This window comes from Metabacillus halosaccharovorans (assembly GCF_002019635.1).
In the GTDB taxonomy this organism is placed as follows: domain Bacteria; phylum Bacillota; class Bacilli; order Bacillales; family Bacillaceae; genus Metabacillus; species Metabacillus halosaccharovorans.
The window spans coordinates 2,956,657-2,975,153 of record NZ_KV917371.1; the positions used below are offsets into that span (position 1 = coordinate 2,956,657).

20 protein-coding genes are annotated in these 18,497 nt (G+C 37.0%); 15 read left to right on the plus strand and 5 right to left on the minus strand.

The window, feature by feature from the left end; genetic code table 11:
- Positions 1–40: 40 nt before the first annotated feature.
- A complete protein-coding gene (locus BK577_RS14235) occupies positions 41–1,021 on the minus strand; it encodes a metal-dependent hydrolase (RefSeq protein WP_078433388.1) in 981 nt (326 codons plus the stop codon).
- A gap of 401 nt (positions 1,022–1,422) precedes the next feature.
- On the opposite strand from BK577_RS14235, the gene mutY reads away from it, so the two are divergent.
- On the plus strand, positions 1,423–2,520 hold the full coding sequence (mutY, locus tag BK577_RS14240; RefSeq protein ID WP_078433585.1) for an A/G-specific adenine glycosylase: 1,098 nt from the start codon (positions 1,423–1,425) through the stop codon (positions 2,518–2,520).
- 133 nt (positions 2,521–2,653) lie between these two features.
- Here mutY and BK577_RS14245 read toward each other — a convergent pair whose 3' ends face one another.
- Positions 2,654–2,878, minus strand: a complete 225-nt coding sequence (locus tag BK577_RS14245; protein ID WP_026562271.1) for a hypothetical protein — start codon at positions 2,876–2,878, stop codon at positions 2,654–2,656.
- Between the two features lie 138 nt (positions 2,879–3,016).
- Here BK577_RS14245 and fabL point away from each other — a divergent pair, with 138 nt between their 5' ends.
- The 5 genes from fabL (at position 3,017) to BK577_RS14270 (ending at position 7,214) form a co-directional block, all read left to right on the plus strand.
- A complete protein-coding gene (fabL, locus tag BK577_RS14250) occupies positions 3,017–3,772 on the plus strand; it encodes an enoyl-[acyl-carrier-protein] reductase FabL (protein WP_078433389.1) in 756 nt (251 codons plus the stop codon).
- A gap of 79 nt (positions 3,773–3,851) precedes the next feature.
- The gene (locus BK577_RS14255; RefSeq protein ID WP_078433390.1) at positions 3,852–4,121 is read left to right on the plus strand and encodes a gamma-type small acid-soluble spore protein; all 270 of its coding nucleotides are present in this window, start codon (positions 3,852–3,854) and stop codon (positions 4,119–4,121) included.
- Between the two features lie 288 nt (positions 4,122–4,409).
- Entirely contained in the window at positions 4,410–4,664 is a 255-nt protein-coding gene (locus BK577_RS14260) for a YgaB family protein (RefSeq protein WP_078433391.1), read from the plus strand.
- 149 nt (positions 4,665–4,813) lie between these two features.
- Entirely contained in the window at positions 4,814–5,344 is a 531-nt protein-coding gene (ntdP, locus tag BK577_RS14265) for a nucleoside tri-diphosphate phosphatase (protein WP_026562275.1), read from the plus strand.
- Positions 5,345–5,471: 127 nt separating this feature from the next.
- Entirely contained in the window at positions 5,472–7,214 is a 1,743-nt protein-coding gene (locus BK577_RS14270) for an ABC transporter ATP-binding protein (RefSeq protein WP_078433392.1), read from the plus strand.
- Positions 7,215–7,257: 43 nt separating this feature from the next.
- Here the strand turns inward: BK577_RS14270 and BK577_RS14275 are convergent, their stop codons facing one another.
- Together BK577_RS14275 and BK577_RS14280 are read right to left on the minus strand one after the other, a co-directional pair.
- Positions 7,258–8,325 carry an FUSC family protein gene (locus tag BK577_RS14275; protein WP_078433393.1) on the minus strand — a complete coding sequence of 356 codons (1,068 nt, stop codon included), beginning with the start codon at positions 8,323–8,325 and terminating at the stop codon, positions 7,258–7,260.
- 221 nt (positions 8,326–8,546) lie between these two features.
- On the minus strand, positions 8,547–9,836 hold the full coding sequence (locus tag BK577_RS14280; protein ID WP_078433394.1) for a glutamate-1-semialdehyde 2,1-aminomutase: 1,290 nt from the start codon (positions 9,834–9,836) through the stop codon (positions 8,547–8,549).
- A 151-nt stretch (positions 9,837–9,987) separates the two neighbouring features.
- On the opposite strand from BK577_RS14280, the gene BK577_RS14285 reads away from it, so the two are divergent.
- The 8 genes from BK577_RS14285 (at position 9,988) to perR (ending at position 16,621) form a co-directional block, all read left to right on the plus strand.
- On the plus strand, positions 9,988–11,004 hold the full coding sequence (locus BK577_RS14285; RefSeq protein WP_078433395.1) for an ABC transporter ATP-binding protein: 1,017 nt from the start codon (positions 9,988–9,990) through the stop codon (positions 11,002–11,004).
- A 9-nt stretch (positions 11,005–11,013) separates the two neighbouring features.
- Entirely contained in the window at positions 11,014–11,805 is a 792-nt protein-coding gene (locus BK577_RS14290) for an ABC transporter permease (RefSeq protein ID WP_078433396.1), read from the plus strand.
- Positions 11,806–11,809: 4 nt separating this feature from the next.
- Positions 11,810–12,595: an ABC transporter permease gene (locus tag BK577_RS14295; RefSeq protein ID WP_078433397.1), complete on the plus strand. Its 786-nt coding sequence runs from the start codon at positions 11,810–11,812 to the stop codon at positions 12,593–12,595.
- A 121-nt stretch (positions 12,596–12,716) separates the two neighbouring features.
- Positions 12,717–13,115 carry an ion channel gene (locus tag BK577_RS14300; protein ID WP_078433398.1) on the plus strand — a complete coding sequence of 133 codons (399 nt, stop codon included), beginning with the start codon at positions 12,717–12,719 and terminating at the stop codon, positions 13,113–13,115.
- 68 nt (positions 13,116–13,183) lie between these two features.
- On the plus strand, positions 13,184–13,654 hold the full coding sequence (gene bcp, locus BK577_RS14305; protein WP_078433399.1) for a thioredoxin-dependent thiol peroxidase: 471 nt from the start codon (positions 13,184–13,186) through the stop codon (positions 13,652–13,654).
- A gap of 18 nt (positions 13,655–13,672) precedes the next feature.
- Complete coding sequence (locus tag BK577_RS14310; RefSeq protein WP_078433400.1) at positions 13,673–14,782, plus strand: aminopeptidase; 1,110 nt, start codon at positions 13,673–13,675, stop codon at positions 14,780–14,782.
- Positions 14,783–15,096: 314 nt separating this feature from the next.
- Positions 15,097–16,050, plus strand: coding sequence for a D-2-hydroxyacid dehydrogenase (locus BK577_RS14315; RefSeq protein ID WP_078433401.1), 954 nt, complete (start codon positions 15,097–15,099; stop codon positions 16,048–16,050).
- A 133-nt stretch (positions 16,051–16,183) separates the two neighbouring features.
- Positions 16,184–16,621 carry a peroxide-responsive transcriptional repressor PerR gene (gene perR / locus BK577_RS14320; RefSeq protein ID WP_026562286.1) on the plus strand — a complete coding sequence of 146 codons (438 nt, stop codon included), beginning with the start codon at positions 16,184–16,186 and terminating at the stop codon, positions 16,619–16,621.
- Positions 16,622–16,695: 74 nt separating this feature from the next.
- Here perR and BK577_RS14325 read toward each other — a convergent pair whose 3' ends face one another.
- Entirely contained in the window at positions 16,696–17,049 is a 354-nt protein-coding gene (locus BK577_RS14325) for a YgzB family protein (RefSeq protein WP_026562287.1), read from the minus strand.
- A 294-nt stretch (positions 17,050–17,343) separates the two neighbouring features.
- Here BK577_RS14325 and BK577_RS14330 point away from each other — a divergent pair, with 294 nt between their 5' ends.
- A complete protein-coding gene (locus tag BK577_RS14330) occupies positions 17,344–18,216 on the plus strand; it encodes a nucleotidyltransferase-like protein (protein ID WP_078433402.1) in 873 nt (290 codons plus the stop codon).
- Positions 18,217–18,497: the final 281 nt, after the last annotated feature.

An 18,497-nucleotide genomic window follows, 5' to 3' on the forward strand; every position in this document is an offset into this window, starting at 1 on the left:
CAAAGAGGATGACGTCTCAGGCAGTCATCCTCTTACTATTTTATTCCGGAATAAGCTCAAGCTTCTTACGCAGCTTTTCTTCACTAAAAATCCAGCCTGTATAAGAGCTGACAATATTTAAGTCTGTGTCTAATTGGACGATGGCGACGAAAGGATAATAACCCTTACTGCGATAACGAAGGTCGATAAATCGAACCTCAAAATGATCACTGAATTCATCAACCTCCCAGCGATAAACCGGTGAAAATGATAAAAAAGCTGAAATATTATCATCTTCCTCTGCCGCCTTAATGACTTCTGTTTGTGGAACAGGCACACGCTCAAACTCATCCAACAGAATAATTTCTTCATTAACAGAACGAGCAACATGAAAAGTTTTATCAGTCATGATTGCAATATGCCATTGACGAAACCTCATTGTCGGTGATATGATGACCTGCTCAATATCTGGGATGATTTTGTGTAAACGACGGACAATATTTCTCTTCATAGCAAAACGAATAAGGTAATAGCCAATCAAAATGATATAAATACTCAAAAATGTGTAACCTGGATGAGCACCAAAAATCCAAATGACAATACCAATAACATGCATGATAAAAATAAAAGGATCGAACGTATTAATTATACCTAAAGCAATCCACTTTTTTGTGAATGGCCGTAAAGCCTGGGTACCATATGCGTTAAAAATATCAACAAAAACATGAAGAACGATCGCGAACAATGTCCAAAGATAAAGATGAAGAAGATTGCTTTCAGGAATAAAAATCGTCAGCATACCTGTAATCAAAAAAGACCATATAAAGATAGCCGGGATTGAATGTGTAATCCCTCTATGATTTCGAATATATTTCGCATTATTTCTTAGTTTTAAAATGGTATCCAGGTCAGGAGCTTGTGACCCAATAATTGTGCCGAACATTACAGCTGTAGCAGTGGGATTATCAATGCCAACGACCGGATCAAGAGTCGCTAACCCGCCAAGTGCAATGCCCATGACCACATGTGTTCCAGTATCCAATGAATGTACCTCCTTGTTTTAACACCCGAGGATATAACCCAAGTTTTCTAAGTGATTGTCCATAAAAGCTCTATTTCATAAGTTCCTTGAAAATATATGATGCAATAATGTCCAATGTGAACATTTCTGTTTATTTTTAAACATCAAGACTTTATCTATAAATGAACTTGTACTATTCTTAACAGGTAGAAAGTGTGTTAAATTTAGAATTTAGTCTTGGTGTCTAGCTCCAGCGCCTAGCCCCTCGAGGTCATAAGATACAAATGAATTGAAGACAAAAAACGTCTTCTATTCATTTGTATCTTATGCTTTTCGGGGCTGATCAAGGCGCTTGCGCTTTTCTAATTACCATATATTTTCCCGATTATGAAGTAAATTAACATCCGGAGGAAAAATAAATGATAAATGAAGTGAAAGATAAGCTGGAAAGCTTTCAAATACATGATTTTCAGCATGATTTAATATCATGGTATAAGCATGAAAAAAGAGATTTGCCTTGGCGTAAAGACCAAGATCCATATAAAATTTGGGTTTCTGAAATCATGCTTCAGCAAACAAGAGTAGATACCGTTATTCCTTATTTTAATGCATTTATAGGGAAATTTCCTACTATAGAAGCACTTGCAATTGCAGATGAGGAGGAAGTTTTAAAAGCATGGGAAGGACTTGGGTATTACTCGCGGGTTAGAAATCTTCATTCGGCTGTTAAAGAGGTTGCAAATTCTTATGCAGGTGTTGTTCCAAATACTCCAGAAGAAATTTCAAAATTAAAAGGTGTAGGACCATATACAAAAGGAGCAATATTAAGCATTGCATATAATATTCCGGAGCCGGCGGTTGATGGAAATGTGATGAGAGTATTTTCAAGAATATTATCGATCTGGGATGATATTGCAAAGCCGAAAACAAGGAAAATCTTTGAGGAGGCCACATATAAATTGATTTCCAAAGAAGATCCGTCTTCCTTTAACCAGGCGGTGATGGAACTTGGTGCGTTAATTTGTACCCCAACATCTCCTTCTTGTTTATTATGTCCGGTGCGGGAGTATTGTTCAGCTTTTGCAGAGGGAGTACAGGCTGAGCTCCCGGTAAAAAGTAAGAAAAAGAAACCAAAACCTTTGCAAATGGCTGCGGTTGTTCTTTATGATGATCATGGCAGACTTTATATTCACAAACGTCCTGGTACAGGTTTGTTAGCTAATCTTTGGGAATTCCCAAATATGGAGATCAAAGCGGAAACGAAAGAATCATATCGGGAACAAGTAAAGCAGTTTATAAAAGAAGAATACCAAGCTGAGGCAGAAATATCCGAATTAACGGGAACTGTTGAACATGTGTTTTCCCATTTGATTTGGAATATCTCTGTGTTTATCGGAAAATTAACTAATATTCCCTCAGAGGATTTATTACCTGTAACAGAAGAAGAAATGAAAAAGTATGCTTTTCCTGTATCACATCAGAAAATCTATAAAATATACCAAGAAGAGTCTGAGAGTTAATATCTGAGTTCTTTACACCATTGATGAAGGACGTTTTTGCAAAGTTTGAAACTAGTTAAGTCCTTCATACCAGTGATGAAGGACATTTTTGGGAAGTTTGAAGCAAGTTAAGTGCTTCATATCGCCTTTTTAATTATTCATAAGAAACTCTAGTGCCATGTGTATAATCTGCTTCATTTCGTTTAAGCCCGCCGCGTGACGTGATTTCTTGAACGATCTCACGGTGAATGGTTTGGCCCTCTACATTAAGGTATGGAACCATTTGTTGAAGAGAGTGATGGAAATAGGCAAGCTCTTCTTTTTTCCATTCGTTTTTGGGCATCATTGATAACTCAGTCATATCACGACCAACGTACATATATATATCCTCCTCTACCGGAAAATAGGTTGTACATGAAATTGATTTTGGGAACATCAACAAACATAGAAGTTTCACTATATTATCTGATACAATGATGACATCTATGCGATTAGATACATATAAGGAGATGACAAAATGACCCAAGTAAATAAAGTAGCACTTATTACAGGGAGCAGCCGTGGAATTGGAAAAGCTGTTGCCCTTCGTTTAGCAGAAAAGGGATATGACATTGTTGTTAATTATGCACGTAGTAAAACAGCCGCTCTAGAGGTTGTTGAGCAAATTGAAAAGCTGGGTGTAAAAGCAATTGCTGTTAAGGCGAATGTTGGGAAACCGGAAAAAATTAAAGAACTTTTCGCTACTATTGAGGAAGAATTCGGTAGATTGGACGTATTTGTAAGCAATGCTGCTTCAGGTGTTCAAAAACCGGCGATGGAGCTTGAAGAAAGCCACTGGGATTGGACGATGAATATCAACAGCAAAGCACTTTTGTTTTGTGCTCAAGAGGCTGCAAAGCTAATGGAGAAAAATGGTGGAGGATTTATCGTTAGCACGAGCTCTTTAGGATCAATCCGCTATTTAGAAAATTACACAACAGTCGGTGTTTCAAAAGCAGCGTTAGAAGCACTTACAAGATATTTAGCAGTTGAGCTTTCTCCGAAGAATATCATCGTAAATGCAGTTTCAGGGGGAGCTGTTGACACAGACGCATTAAAGCATTTCCCGAACCGTGAAGAACTTCTTGAGGATGCAAAGAAAAATACACCTGCAGGAAGAATGGTTGAAATTGAGGACATGGTCAATGCAATTGAATTTTTAGTAACAGAAAATGCTTCCATGATTAGAGGCCAAACAATCATCGTCGACGGCGGACGTTCTTTACTTGTTTAAATAAATAAATTTTTTCTTAAATTTTGTGGATATAAAAATCACCTCTGGGACAATCTATATTTCGTGGAGGTGATATCGAATGGCACAAAACAACAAAACACAATCAGGTACTAACATCCAACACGTAAAACAACAAAACGCTCAAGCTGGCCAAGCTGGTCAATTTGGCACTGAATTTGCGAGCGAAACAAACGCTCAAGAAGTAAGACAACAAAATGCTCAAAGTGCTCGTGGCAGCCAAGCTGGCCAAGCTGGTCAATTTGGTACTGAATTCGCGAGCGAAACAAACGCTCAACAAGTACGTCAACAAAACCAACAAGCTGAGTCTAAAAAAGGTCAAAACTCTTAATTAGCTAGCTTGAAGACACCTCTCTATTTACTAGGGAGGTGTCTTTTCTTTTGCTCTTTTTTAGTAACATGAATGTATTAAATACGTTTTAGAAGCATATCATATTCAGGTTGACTAATCTTTCAAATAATTCCAAACGACAAAACTTCTGATTCATCTACATAAGTAGTCAAAGGATCGTTCGAGCAAATGGCGAATGTTAATAACACAAACTTTGTTTTAAAAATAAGAATTTTTTACGGCGATGAACAAGGCGGCGCATGCGCTCTTATAAGAAAGGAGAAAAATATGAATTTTGATCAATTGGTAGGAGAGCAATTAAAAACGATGGATAAATTATTATATTTACAATCGGAAATTGAAAGATGCCAGGATCTTAAGAATCAATTGGATATCTTACAAGACGAAACGAAACTTCAATCCATTCAGGATGAAATAGAGAGCATGAAAGAAGAATTAAATAAGATTCAACAAGTATTCGAAAAACAAACTCAAGAAGTTATTCAATCCTATGAAGACCAAGAGTTCGAAACGGTTTCGTAAACGACAAAATAAAAGAGTCATTTCTTCCGGAAATGACTCTTTTATTTTCCTTTTCTATTCACAAACGTTATAATAAGAACAACTATATTAGGTGAATACGTTTGTGAAAGAGGTTTCACGAAGCAACCGACTGAAAGAAGGGGAGAAAAGTGGGCTTTCCCAGGGAAGGAGACAAAATACAAATTCATAGTTATAAGCATAATGGCTATATCCATAGAGTCTGGGAAGAATCAACTGTTTTAAAAGGGTCTCAGCATTGTATTATTGGTGGGAATGACCGAACAATTGTAACTGAATCGGACGGAAGAACATGGGTGACAAGAGAGCCGGCAATATGCTATTTTCATGCCAGACACTGGTTTAATATAATTGGTATGCTAAGAGAAGATGGAGTTTATTACTACTGCAATATCAGTTCACCATTTGTTTGGGATGACGAAGCTCTAAAATATATTGACTATGACCTTGATGTAAAAGTATACCCTGATATGACGTTTACCATATTAGATGAAGATGAATATGAACTTCATAGCAAAATGATGAACTATCCTGAAGTAATTGATCTTATTTTAAGAAAAAATCTGGACACGCTACTCCGATGGATTCGACAAAAGAAAGGACCTTTTGCACCTGAATTTATCGATGAATGGTATGAACGCTATTTAACATACGTAAAATAAATGTACAGTGGCAAGGGTGACTCTCGTGCTTACTCAAGATTTGAGTAAATGATGAGTCAGCCTTTTTCACATTATAAAAGGGAGAGACCAACCAAGGCGCTTACGCATTTCGAAAAGGGGGATCTATTTGGGGGCTGTAAGACGATATATGGCTTTTGTAAAGCCTTATCGCCTACAAATTGTAGGAACAATTATAATCGGTGTCATCAAGTTTTCTATTCCATTGCTAATGCCTTTGTTAATAAGACATGTGGTGGATAATATTATTGGCGGCACTGGAACAGATGCTGAAAAGACAAAAGAATTATTGACCATTATGGGGTCCATGTTTGTGTTGTTTGTCGTGATTCGTCCACCTGTGGAATATTACCGGCAATATTTTGCACAATGGACCGCAAGTAAAATCTTATATGATATTCGAGATCAATTATTTACTCATCTACAGAAATTAAGCTTGCGTTATTATGCGAATACGAGGGCTGGAGAAATTATATCTCGTGTGATAAATGATGTTGAGCAAACAAAGAATTTTGTTATTACTGGGTTAATGAATGTATGGTTAGATATTGTCACGATCATCATTGCTGTTGGAATTATGATGTCTATGAACGTGAAATTAACGCTCGTATCCATTATTCTTTTTCCGTTCTATGGATTGTCGGTGAAGTATTTTTACGGGAAATTAAGACATTTAACAAGAGTGCGATCACAGGCTCTTGCTGAAGTACAAGGTCATTTACATGAAAGAGTGCAGGGAATGCCTGTTATTCGAAGTTTTGCGACTGAAGAGTTTGAAAAAGGGCAATTTGCGAAGGAAAACTCTAATTTTCTTGGAAAAGCACTCGACCATACTAGCTGGAATGCAAAAACATTTGCGATTGTTAATACGTTAACTGATATTGCTCCATTGATTGTCATTGCCTTTGCAGGTTATCAGGTCATTCAGGGGGATTTGACGATCGGGACGATGGTTGCGTTTATTGCCTATATCGAACAGCTGTACAATCCGCTTCGAAGACTCATTAATTCATCGACAACCTTAACACAGGCGTTTGCCTCAATGGACCGTGTGTTTGAATTTATCGATGTTCCTTATGAAGTTGTTGATAAGCCTAATGCGAAAAAAGCTGATCAAGTAAAAGGTGAAGTTGAATTTAAACATATTTCTTTTCGCTATCATGAAAAAGAGCCACTTATTATTGAAAATCTTTCTTTGCGTGTCAATAAGGGCGAAACAGTGGCACTTGTAGGGATGAGTGGTGGAGGAAAATCGACACTGGTAAGTTTATTACCCCGTTTTTATGATGTGACAGAAGGGCAAATTCTTTTAGATAATAGAGATATTCGCGATTATGAAGCACAAAGTTTACGAGAGCAAATTGGTATGGTTCTTCAGGATACATTTTTGTTCAGCAATACGGTAAGGGAAAATATTCTAATTGGAAAACCTGATGCAACAGAGGAAGAAGTGGTACAGGCAGCTAAGGCAGCGAATGCTCATGAGTTTATTTTGAAATTACCAAATGGTTATGAAACAAGAGTGGGTGAAAGAGGTGTGAAGCTTTCCGGTGGACAAAAGCAACGGGTATCGATTGCGAGGGTATTTTTAAAAAATCCGCCGATCCTAATTCTTGATGAAGCAACATCAGCACTTGATTTAGAAAGTGAACATCTTATACAAGAGGCACTTGAAAAGCTTGCAAAAGAACGCACAACCTTTATTGTGGCTCATCGTCTTTCAACCATTACACACGCTGACAAAATTGTCCTCATTGAAGATGGAAGAATAGTTGAGCAAGGTACACATCAGGACTTAATGCAAAAAGAAGGCCACTACTATAATCTATTTCAAATTCAACAGCTTGATTAACCAAAAAGGCACATGTCTCAAATATAGAGAGATGTGCCTTTTCTTATTCCTCAGAAAGCTTAATCTCATTATCATCTTTGTGATAATGATGAAAACTGTAAATTAGAGTATCTAAATGCTCTAATTGCTCACTATAATCGATGATTGAAGAAACGAGCGGCAACAGTGAATAGAAACAATCTGTATCATGTTGTTCATGATACCTCATAAACAAAGAAGTGAGTTGCTCCTTATTAAACTTGCCTTCCTCAGATATTTCGGTTGATGGTTGAGCCTTTGTTTTTCCGATAAATCTAAGCAAAGATTCTTCATGAAAATATAGAAGGTAATCTAATTCTGTTACGAGGATTTTTTGAAAATCCTCAGGCATTTGATTTAAGTCATTTTCTAAGCGATGCAATTTTTTTAATGTTTCTAACGCTTTGTTTGTTGTGACAATCATTTGTCGAAAAAGAACGAGTTTTCTTGATTTTGCATAGCTTTCACGCTTAAAGTAATTTCGTTCTTCTTTATAATGTAAATAAAGCTGATCCAACTTGATCATTTTTTCTTTTAATTTTTCAATATCATCTTTTAATACATTATGCTCAGAAGCATGGCGAATGTTAACTCTCATCCATTTGATAATATCTTCTGTGTTTTCTGCAATTCGGTTGTAAAGCTTTGTTTCGTATTTCGGTGGAAGAAATACTAAGTTGACGATAAAGGCTGCGAATACTCCGAGTAATATTGTGGAAAAGCGAATCAAGGCGATTTGAACAAAGTCGTCACCAGGGCTTTCTAATATGGCGATAACCGTCACGAGAGCAACAGGAATTGTGCTTTCGGCCTTTAGTTTTATATTGATGGCAATGACGATAATCGCTGTGAGACCAATGATAATCGGATTTGAGCCAAAAATTAATCCAAAGGTGATGGCTAATGCGGCACCAATGACATTTGCTTGAACCTGTTCAATAATAGAAATATAAGAGCGGTAAATAGTTGGTTGAATGGCAAAAATCGCTGAAATACCGGCAAAAGCAACAGAAGGCAATTCCAATGCTAATGCTAAAAATAAAGCTAGTGTAATGGCTATCCCTGTCTTAAGGATGCGTGCACCTAGTTTCATGTATGCTTAAAACATTCCTTTCGTTTTTCAAATAAACAACACTTTTATATAAAATCAATATCGTATGATACAGCCTTTTATTCCCTATTACAAGAAGTATTTACCCTATTTTACGAAAATGTAAATCGTCCATATTTTCTGAAAATAGTCTTTAATAGAAAAAGGAAGAGGTTGACTCTAGAGCTGTGCCCTTGGAAGGAGTCTTCCTCTTCTTTTACATGCTATCTTAGTTCACTAAATGCTTGTTCAACAGCTTTTAATGTCACTTGGATATCTTCTTCAGTGTGTGCTGTTGTTAAGAACCAGGCTTCGTATTTCGAAGGAGCAAGGTTAATTCCTTGATTAAGCATGAGCTTAAAGAATTTTGCAAACATCTCACCGTCTGTGTTTTCAGCTTGTTCATAGTTTGAGATTTTTTCGGTTGTGAAGTAAATGGTTAATGCACCTTTTAATCGGTTGATCGTTATCGGAATATTATATGTACGAGCATGCTGTAATATTCCTTCTTCAAGGATTTCCCCTAATTTATCAAGGTTTTCATAAACACCTTCTTGTTTCAGTACTTCCAGACAAGCTATTCCGGAAAGAATGGAAGCAGGATTACCAGCCATTGTTCCGGCTTGATAAGCAGGTCCTAATGGTGCAACTTGATCCATAATTTCTTTTTTACCGCCGTAAGCCCCGATTGGAAGACCGCCGCCGATAATTTTCCCCAGTGCTGTAAGGTCAGGGTACACACCTAGCAGATCTTGAGCTCCTCCATACATGAAACGGAACGCAGTGATGACTTCATCATAAATAACTAAAGCTCCAGCTTTGTGGACAACATCATTTACTTCTTCTAAGAAACCGGGCTTCGGTTCAACAATTCCAAAGTTTCCTACGATTGGTTCAACAAGAATTGCAGCCACTTCATCTCCCCATTTATCTAAAGCTTCTTTTAATGGTTCGATTTCGTTAAATGGGACAGTGATAACTTCTTGGGCAATGCTTTTTGGAACACCCGCAGAATCTGGAGTTCCTAATGTTGAAGGGCCGGATCCTGCTGCAACTAAAACAAGATCTGAATGGCCGTGGTAGCAGCCCGCAAATTTAATGATTTTCGTACGACCGGTATAGGCGCGTGCTACCCTTATCGTTGTCATGACAGCCTCTGTACCAGAGTTCACAAAACGAACTTTGTCCATTGCAGGCATCGCTTCCTTCAGCATTTTTGCAAATGTGATTTCATGTGGAGTTGGTGTACCGTAAAGGACACCGGTTTCAGCTGCCCTGGTGATAGCTTCTGTAATATGCGGGTGAGCATGTCCAGTAATAATTGGGCCGTATGCAGCTAAATAATCGATATATTGATTACCGTCTACATCCCAGAAATAAGCACCTTTTGCTCTTTCCATGACAACAGGTGCTCCTCCGCCAACAGCTTTATAAGAACGGGAAGGAGAGTTAACTCCGCCTACAATATGTTGTAAAGCTTCTTCGTGTAATTGTTGTGATTTTGAAAAATTCATCAGTATCCTCCTACTATGTAAAACATGAAAAGACTATGGCTATTCTAACACGAATCTTTGAATCTAAAAAATTTGAAATTAGGTGCTTACCATTTGTTGAATGAACGCATTTTAGATAAACTAAGTTGTGGTCAGATTTGGAGGGAGTAAAATGACAAACATCATTGAAGTAAACCAATTACGCAAAGAATTTAAGTCATACTCGAGCAGACAAGGCTTAAAGGGTGCGTTTCGAGATTTATTAAATAGACAATACAAAATCATTCCTGCTGTGAATGACGTAAGCTTTACTGTGAAGCAGGGGGAAATGGTTGGGTATATTGGTGAAAATGGAGCGGGGAAATCAACATCCATTAAAATGCTGACAGGGATCTTAACACCAACGTCAGGTAAAGTTTTGGTCAATGGGATGAATCCTCATAAAGAACGTGAACAGTTTGTACGATCAATCGGAGTTGTATTCGGCCAGCGTTCACAGCTATGGTGGGATATCGCTGTCCAAGAGTCATTTCGTTTATTGAAAAAAGTATATAAAGTGTCTGATAAAGATTATAACGAGCATATGGAGCATGTCATTTCTACACTTGATATAGGTCCCTTGCTAGATAAGCCTGTCAGAAAGTTGTCTCTTGGACAAAGAATGAGATGTGAGCTTGCAGCAGCACTTATTCACAATCCACCTCTTTTGTTTTTGGATGAGCCGACAATCGGTCTTGATGTACTTGTGAAGCTTAAGATTCGTCAATTTTTAAAAGAAATGAATGAAAAATACAAAACCACGATTCTTCTGACAACCCATGACCTTTCAGATATTGAAGCACTTTGCGAGCGTGTCATTATGCTTGATGAAGGGAAAGTCATCTATGATGGTGCTTTAGCAAAGCTGCGTTCACATTGGGGAGAAGGAAAACAAATTGAATTTCAATTTGAACAGGAAGTACTTGAAGAACAGCTCAGCTTCTTAACTCAGGATCTTGATGTGGTGTGGCAAAAGGGAGATAAATTGCTTTCGTGGAATGCTCTTGTTAGTGATAAGGAATCACAAATGTCTGAGTTAATTGGTCGGATAGTAGGGACACATCAAATTACAGATGTAAGTGTGAAAGAGATTTCCACTGAAGAAGTTATTCGTAATATCTATGAAAAAGGAGAGGCCCTTTCAAGCTGAGGTGAAAACATGGATAAATATATTGAAATGATAAGAATCCGCTTTTTAATGATGCTTGCGTATCGAACCAATTATTATAGCGGAATTTTGATTTATAGCATAAATATAGGTGCCTATTATTTTTTATGGACCGCGATATATGGCGGGAAAGAATCGATTGAAGGATTATCAGCAGTTCAAATGACAACATATATTGCTGTGTCATGGATGGCGAGGGCGTTTTATTTTAACAATATTGATCGTGAAATTGCCCTTGAGATAAAAGAAGGAAAAGTTGCAGTCGAACTCATAAGACCTTATAACTACCTTGGCATGAAAACGATGCAGGCATTTGGTGAGGGGATTTTCCGTTTGGTATTCTTCTCGGTACCGGGGATGGTCATTGTAGCCCTTGTTTTTCCGATGGAGTTTTCAACAAATGGATTAACATGGCTTTTATTTGCAAGCTCACTTGTGTTTAGTTTTATCGTGAATACTCAGATTAACTTAATTACGGGGATGTTAACATTTTTCTTGTTTAATAATGACGGATTAATGAGAGCGAAGCGGGTGATCATTGATCTGTTCTCAGGTCTGTTATTACCAATCAGCTTTTACCCTATATGGGCCCAGGACATAATGGTATATTTTCCATTTCAGGCGATCAGCTATATTCCCAGCATGATTTTTACTGAAGGAATAAAAGGAAATGAAGTTCTTCAAGCTATTTTGTTGCAAGGATTTTGGGCATTTGTATTGTTCCTCCCAATTCAGGTTCTTTGGGCTATCGCAAAAAAACGAATGATCATTCAGGGAGGATGATGAGATGTTTTATTTTTCAATGTTCACCCAATATGTAGGACAATATATGAAAACAAGAATGCAATACAGAGCTGATATGGTTGTGGAATTGCTGTCAGATATGTTGTTTCAAGTAACGAATTTGGTCTTTATTCTTGTAGTATTTGGTCATACGCAGTTTTTAAGCGGCTGGACTCGTGATGAAATTATCTTTATTTACGGATTTTTCTTAGTTCCATTTGCTGTGTTTGGTGCATTTTTTAATATTTGGGATTTTAATGAACGGTATATCGTAAAAGGGGAAATGGATCGTATTTTAACAAGACCGATTCACAGTCTGTTTCAAGTGATTTTGGAACGGATGGAGCTTGAGTCTTTATTTGGAGCAATTACCGGTATTATTATTATGGGGTATGCGTCGATTCAACTTTGTTTAAGTTTTCATTGGTATGATAGCATCTTTTTTATTATCTTTGTGATAAGCGGGGCCCTTGTATATGCAGGGATTTTTGTTTCATTAGCAAGCATCGGATTTTGGTCAGATGCCCGTACATCCCTTATGCCTATGATGTACAATATCGGAAACTATGGTCGTTATCCGGTTGATATCTATAATTCGGTTATCCGCTTTGTATTAACATGGATCCTGCCGTTCGCATTTGTCGGTGTGTATCCGGCAGCTTATTTTCTAAATAAAGAAGAATGGTATGTGTATTCCTTTTTGACTCCTGTAATAGGGATCGTGTTTTTTGTGCTTTCTGTATTTTTATGGAATCAAGGGGTAAAAAGGTATAGAGGTGCAGGAAATTAATTTTGGCTACAAAAAAGGACTTAGCTCTTTCATGCTAAGTCCTTTTTATTATTTTTTCATAACCGGGCATAGGCGTGTATATATTGTATAAAGGACAACCTTAAATAGGGTGGGGGAAAATGTGGGCCTTCTATTTGGTATATGTATTGCCGTCTGTATCTTTATGAGTTTTAGATATGTAGTGATTGTTTGCTTTCAAAAGAATTTTTTATCAGTAGAAACAATTATTATGATTATGTATCTATATATATCCCTTCTATTAGGGTTCGGGGTCATCTATTTAATTTGTATCCAAAGCAGTATTCCGGTCTTGCAAGAAGCTGGAAACGTCACAACGGGAGGCTATTTTGATAACCTATTTACCTCTCTATACTTTAGTGCGGTGACATTGTTTTCATTAGGTTATGGTGACGTTGTTCCGGTCGGCATAGGTCGGTTTTTAGCAGTTATAGAATCTTTAATTGGCTATGTTCTTCCAGCTGTTTTCTTAGCACGTACAGTTATTGGCATCGAAAAATAGTTCAGAGTTGTAGGATGACAAAAAGTTGGTTACGCTAATGAGAGAACGAAAAAGTTGGAGGGATTTTTATGTCAATTGAAGTTGGTAATATTGTACCTAACATAGAATTAGTAGCAGACAGTGGAGAAAAGGTAAGTTTAACTGATTATAAAGGGAAATATGTTGTATTATATTTTTACCCGAAGGATATGACACCTGGTTGTACAACTGAGGCATGTGACTTCCGGGACCAGCATCAAAGCTTTGCAGACGTTAATGCAGTCATCGTCGGAGTAAGTCCTGATCCACAGGAAAAACACCAAAAGTTTAAAGAAAAACATGACTTGCCTTTTCAACTATTAGTTGATGATGAACACCAATTAGCAGAAGCTTTTGACGTGTGGAAGCTGAAGAAAAACTTCGGAAAAGAATATATGGGAATTGAGCGATCTACTTTTATTATTGATCCTGATGGGAAAATCATCAAAGAATGGAGAAAGGTAAAAGTAAAAGATCATGTTGAGGAAGCTTTGAATTACATAAAAGAAATTCAATCTTAATAAATAGAAGGTGCCATGATGAGAGATGAGAGAATAAAAAAACTTGCCGCAGTTCTGTTAAATCACTCGGTGAAAGTGAAGAAAGGGGAAAGAGTGTTAATTAGGGGTCACTTAAATACAAAACCTCTAATAACGGAAATCATTGATCAAACCTATTCATTGGGAGCATATCCTTATGTGGAAATACTTGATGATGAGATTACACTGCATCTAGCCAAGAACTATCAAAAAGCACAATTGGAAACACAAGCAAAATGGCAAATGCAAACATATCAAGATGTAGATGCCATTATTGTCATTATTGGGGAAGAAAATGATGCGGAAATGGCCGAGGTACCTGCAGAAATGCATAAACTCCGCGGAGAAATTATGAAGCCGGTATCTGAATTCTATGTAAATCATCGTAAATGGGTGCTGTTGAATTATCCGACAAAGGGATTAGCTCAGAAAGCAGGAATGAGCACTAGTTCCTTTGAAGATTATCTATTTGATGTGTGTACAGTCGATTATGACAAAATGGCAAGTGCTGCCGAGCCCCTAAAAGAATTAATGGAAAAAACAGACCGTGTTAGAATTACAGGGCCTGGCACCGATTTGCAGTTCTCGATCAAAGGTATTCCGGTGATTCCATGTACGGGTGAAGCAAATGTACCTGATGGTGAAATCTTTACTGCCCCGATTAAAGACTCTGTTAATGGAACGATTTCCTTCAACACACCTTGTCCCTATCACGGAATTACGTTCCGCGATGTGAAACTTACGTTTGAAAATGGGAAAATCGTTGATGCGGTTTCAGATCAAACCGAAAAATTGAATGAAATTCTGGATACAGATGAGGGTGCAAGATATATCGGGGAATTTGCATTAGGGTTCCATCCTTATATTGAAGAACCGATTGGTGATATTTTGTTTGATGAAAAGATTTGCGGAAGCTTTCATTTTACACCTGGTGAGGCATATGAAGAAGCGAATAATGGAAATAAATCGGCGATCCATTGGGATATGGTGTTAATTCAAAGACCTGAGTATGGCGGAGGAGAAATTTATTTTGATGATGTGCTTGTTCGAAAAGACGGCCAATTTGTTCTTCCAGAGCTAAAGGGCTTAAACCAGGAAAATCTTAAGTAAAATATTGAGCCTATTTTTAAAACGTAAGGCAAACGTCCAGCCAAATTTATAGATTGTGCGTAGATTATTAGGGAAGGCATTACCTCCTCAAATGTTAGCGCCGGATTGGAAGTGCGGACTAAGGTCCGCACTCTTTTTTATTTAATGCTTTGATACCTTTATACTTTGTTACTTTGTATCTAGGCTTGCCTACCGCAGGAGTCTCGCATATCCGTTCCAATCAACCAAAGTAGTTTTGTGTACAGAACATAAGGGAAACTTTTAACGAGCCAATTTTTTTGAAACTTAGAATATACAAAAAGGGGAAAATAATTGTGAAGGTATTATCTACAGTTAAACTACCAGAATATATGAAAGAGGATTTAAGTCGTTCTTATCCGGATGTTGTGTTTTATCATGATAAAAAAATAAATGAGGCACTTGATCTATTACCAAAGGCAGATATTATCTTGACGTATGGAGAGGATTTGACAGAGGACCATATTAACCAGGCTAAGAATCTGAAATGGATGATGGTTGCCTCAGCCGGGATTGATCAACTTCCTTTTAGTGTGCTTGAAGAGCGCGATATTTTGGTGACGAATTCAAAAGGTGTGCATGCTATTCCGATGGCTGAGTATTGTATCTCTATGATGCTTCAAGTTTCAAGACAAGCGGGAGTGTTAGCTGAAAACCAGCGATTACATAATTGGGATCGACGTGTGAGAATGGAAGAACTTTATGAGAAAACAGTGCTTATTATCGGAACAGGAGCAATAGGAACTGCAACTGCAAAGCTAACTCAAGCATTCGGGATGAATGTGATGGGTGTAAATAGTGATGGAAGAAAAGTTGAACATTATGATAAAACGTATAAAATGAGTGAGGTGAAAGACCCGCTGTCTCAAGCTGATTTTGTTATTTCCGTTCTCCCAAGCACAGATCGAACAAAAGGACTACTAAATAAGGAATTCTTTCAAAACATGAAAGATCATGCTGTGTTTATCAACATTGGAAGAGGTGACGTGGTCGTCGAAAAGGATTTAATTGATGTGCTTAAAACAAACAGATCCATTCATGCTGTTTTAGATGTATTTGAAACAGAGCCACTACCAGCAGAGCATGAGCTTTGGGACATGGAAAATGTTACGATTACCCCTCATCTATCGGGAATCACGAAAAGGTACCTACCCAGAGCAATGGAGATTTTCAAAAGCAATCTTGCTGATTATATAAGTAATGAACATAAACAGATGAAAAATAAGATTTCACTAGGTAAAAGATATTAATAAGGGCATGAATGAAAGATTGTGGTAAATAATACATTGTATAAGTAACGTTTGACAAAAGTCGTAGTAACAATGTACACTAATTATAAACATTATAATGTAAGAATTTTTATAGAAGTGAGGTGCATGGCGGATGTCTGAACATCAATTAAAGGATGCATTAGATACCCTGAAACAAACTGGAGTACGTATTACACCTCAACGTCATGCTATACTTGAATTCTTGGTCGATTCCATGATTCACCCTACAGCCGATGATATATATAAAGCATTAGAAGGAAAATTCCCTAATATGAGTGTTGCTACTGTTTATAACAACTTAAGGGTATTTCGTGAAGTTGGACTTGTTAAGGAATTAACGTATGGCGATGCATCTAGTCGTTTTGATTTTGTAACGTCGGATCACTATCACGTCATTTGTGAAGGTTGCGGAAAGATTGTTGATTTTTCTTATCCGGGACTTGATGAAGTTGAGGCTTTAGCTGCACATGTAACGGGATTTAAAGTTAGTCACCACCGTATGGAAATTTACGGATTGTGCAACAGCTGTGAAAAGAAAGAAACACATTAAAACAAGCTATTTATAACTTGTTTTTGCATTGATTTAAAAAAGAACGGCAGAATTTAGCCGTTCTTTTCTGTGTGCTATTTAAGCTTCTTACGATTATAGCTTTCATCAAATTCTTTACCTTCAAGATCCTTGTCCAATGTGAGAGGTTCTTTACAATACATACACATATCAACACGTCCTAATATCTTTGTGTGTTTCCCGCAATTTGGACAGGTTACTTGAACAGCTTTTGTTGATAGCATACCAATCCAGAAATAAACAACCGTACTTGCAATGATCGACAACATACCTAACATCATGAAAATCGTCATCACCCACATGTTTGTACGGAAGAAAACACCGATATACATAATGATAAATCCAACAAAGATTAAGCTTAAAGCGAAGGTTCTTATTTTATTGATTTTACTTGTATATTTACGAGCCATACTTTGCCCTCCTAATGACGATAAAGCGAGTTTAGCGCTTTCTATCCTTATGCTTTTTAATCTTATCAGAAATGATATTTTTTTGGTACTAGTTTTAGAATAGAGGAATAGAAACTCGCTTATCCCATTCTTAACAGGCAGTAAGACTCCGACTTCAAGATTCGAGAGAAACAAAGAAGATAACTGGGAGATAACTGCCTATAAAGATCCGATAAGTCTCGCTTTAATAGAAGAGGGTTTTTTAAGACTAATGTAGAAACATTATTAAAGCCAATATAATGGAGGATGATGTTGATGGAAGATATTCTCCGTCCAATTTATCAAGAACGTGCAAGCCACCCAAATACTTTAGCAATCGTTATGATTGAAAAACGAAACGAAACTTCACCATTAACAGATAATCTAGATGTAGCTTTATTAGTCATTGTGTCAGAACTGAATCACCCTTTATATGTAAAACATTATGAATATGATGATAAAAAAGCTTCTTTGACTGTCATGTCAAAAGATGATGTAAACAAATCCATTTTACTTGGAACAAACCGCAGAATGGTTGATTGGATTTTGAATGGAAAGGTCCTATTTGACCGAAATGAATACATAGCTGAACTAGTTGAGCGTCTGAGAACATTTCCGTTTTCAGAGAGAAAGTTGAAAATAGGGATTGAATTCGCCAAGTTGATTCGACGTTATTTGGAAGGAAAAGTATTCTTTGAATCAAATCAATTATTAGATACATACAACCATATTGTTCATGCGCTGCATCATTTAGCAAGATTAGAAGTCATTGATAGGGGGTTTTACCCCGAAGTAACAGTTTGGAATCAGGTTAAACAAATCGAGCCCCAAATTTATAAGCTATATAAAGAGCTTATTGAAGGAGAAGAATCTCTTGAAAAAAGACTGGAGCTTTTATTCTTGGCAAGCGATTTTCTGATCCATTCAAAAACAGAAGTCGGTGCAGGCCATATTCTATCCATTATGTCTGAAAGAGACTCCTGGTACTTCCATGAGTTATATCAACATCCTGAATTACAACATTACTCCGTGGACTTAAGTGTTTTATTGGAGTTTTTAGTAGAAAAGAAATATGTATCTATAGAAAGACAACAAACAAAAGGCAAGGGAGTTTTTCATAGAGTATATTTTGTTGATAAAAAGTGTTGACTTAGTTTTTTGTAGATGTTATATTATTATTCGTCGCTGTTACTTATAACGCAGCGGCGATCATTTTGTCTCCGACTTGATTGAAAAAAGTTTTTTGAAAAACTGTTGACGATACGAGTTGGAAATGATATATTAATAAAGTCGCTTCTGATGAAACGACAACAAATGATCTTTGAAAACTAAACAAAACCAAGCGTGCCAACGTTAATTTCGATTAACAAAAAACGTACTATATAGTACAAAACTTTTATGAGCTATATCAAACACTTTATTGGAGAGTT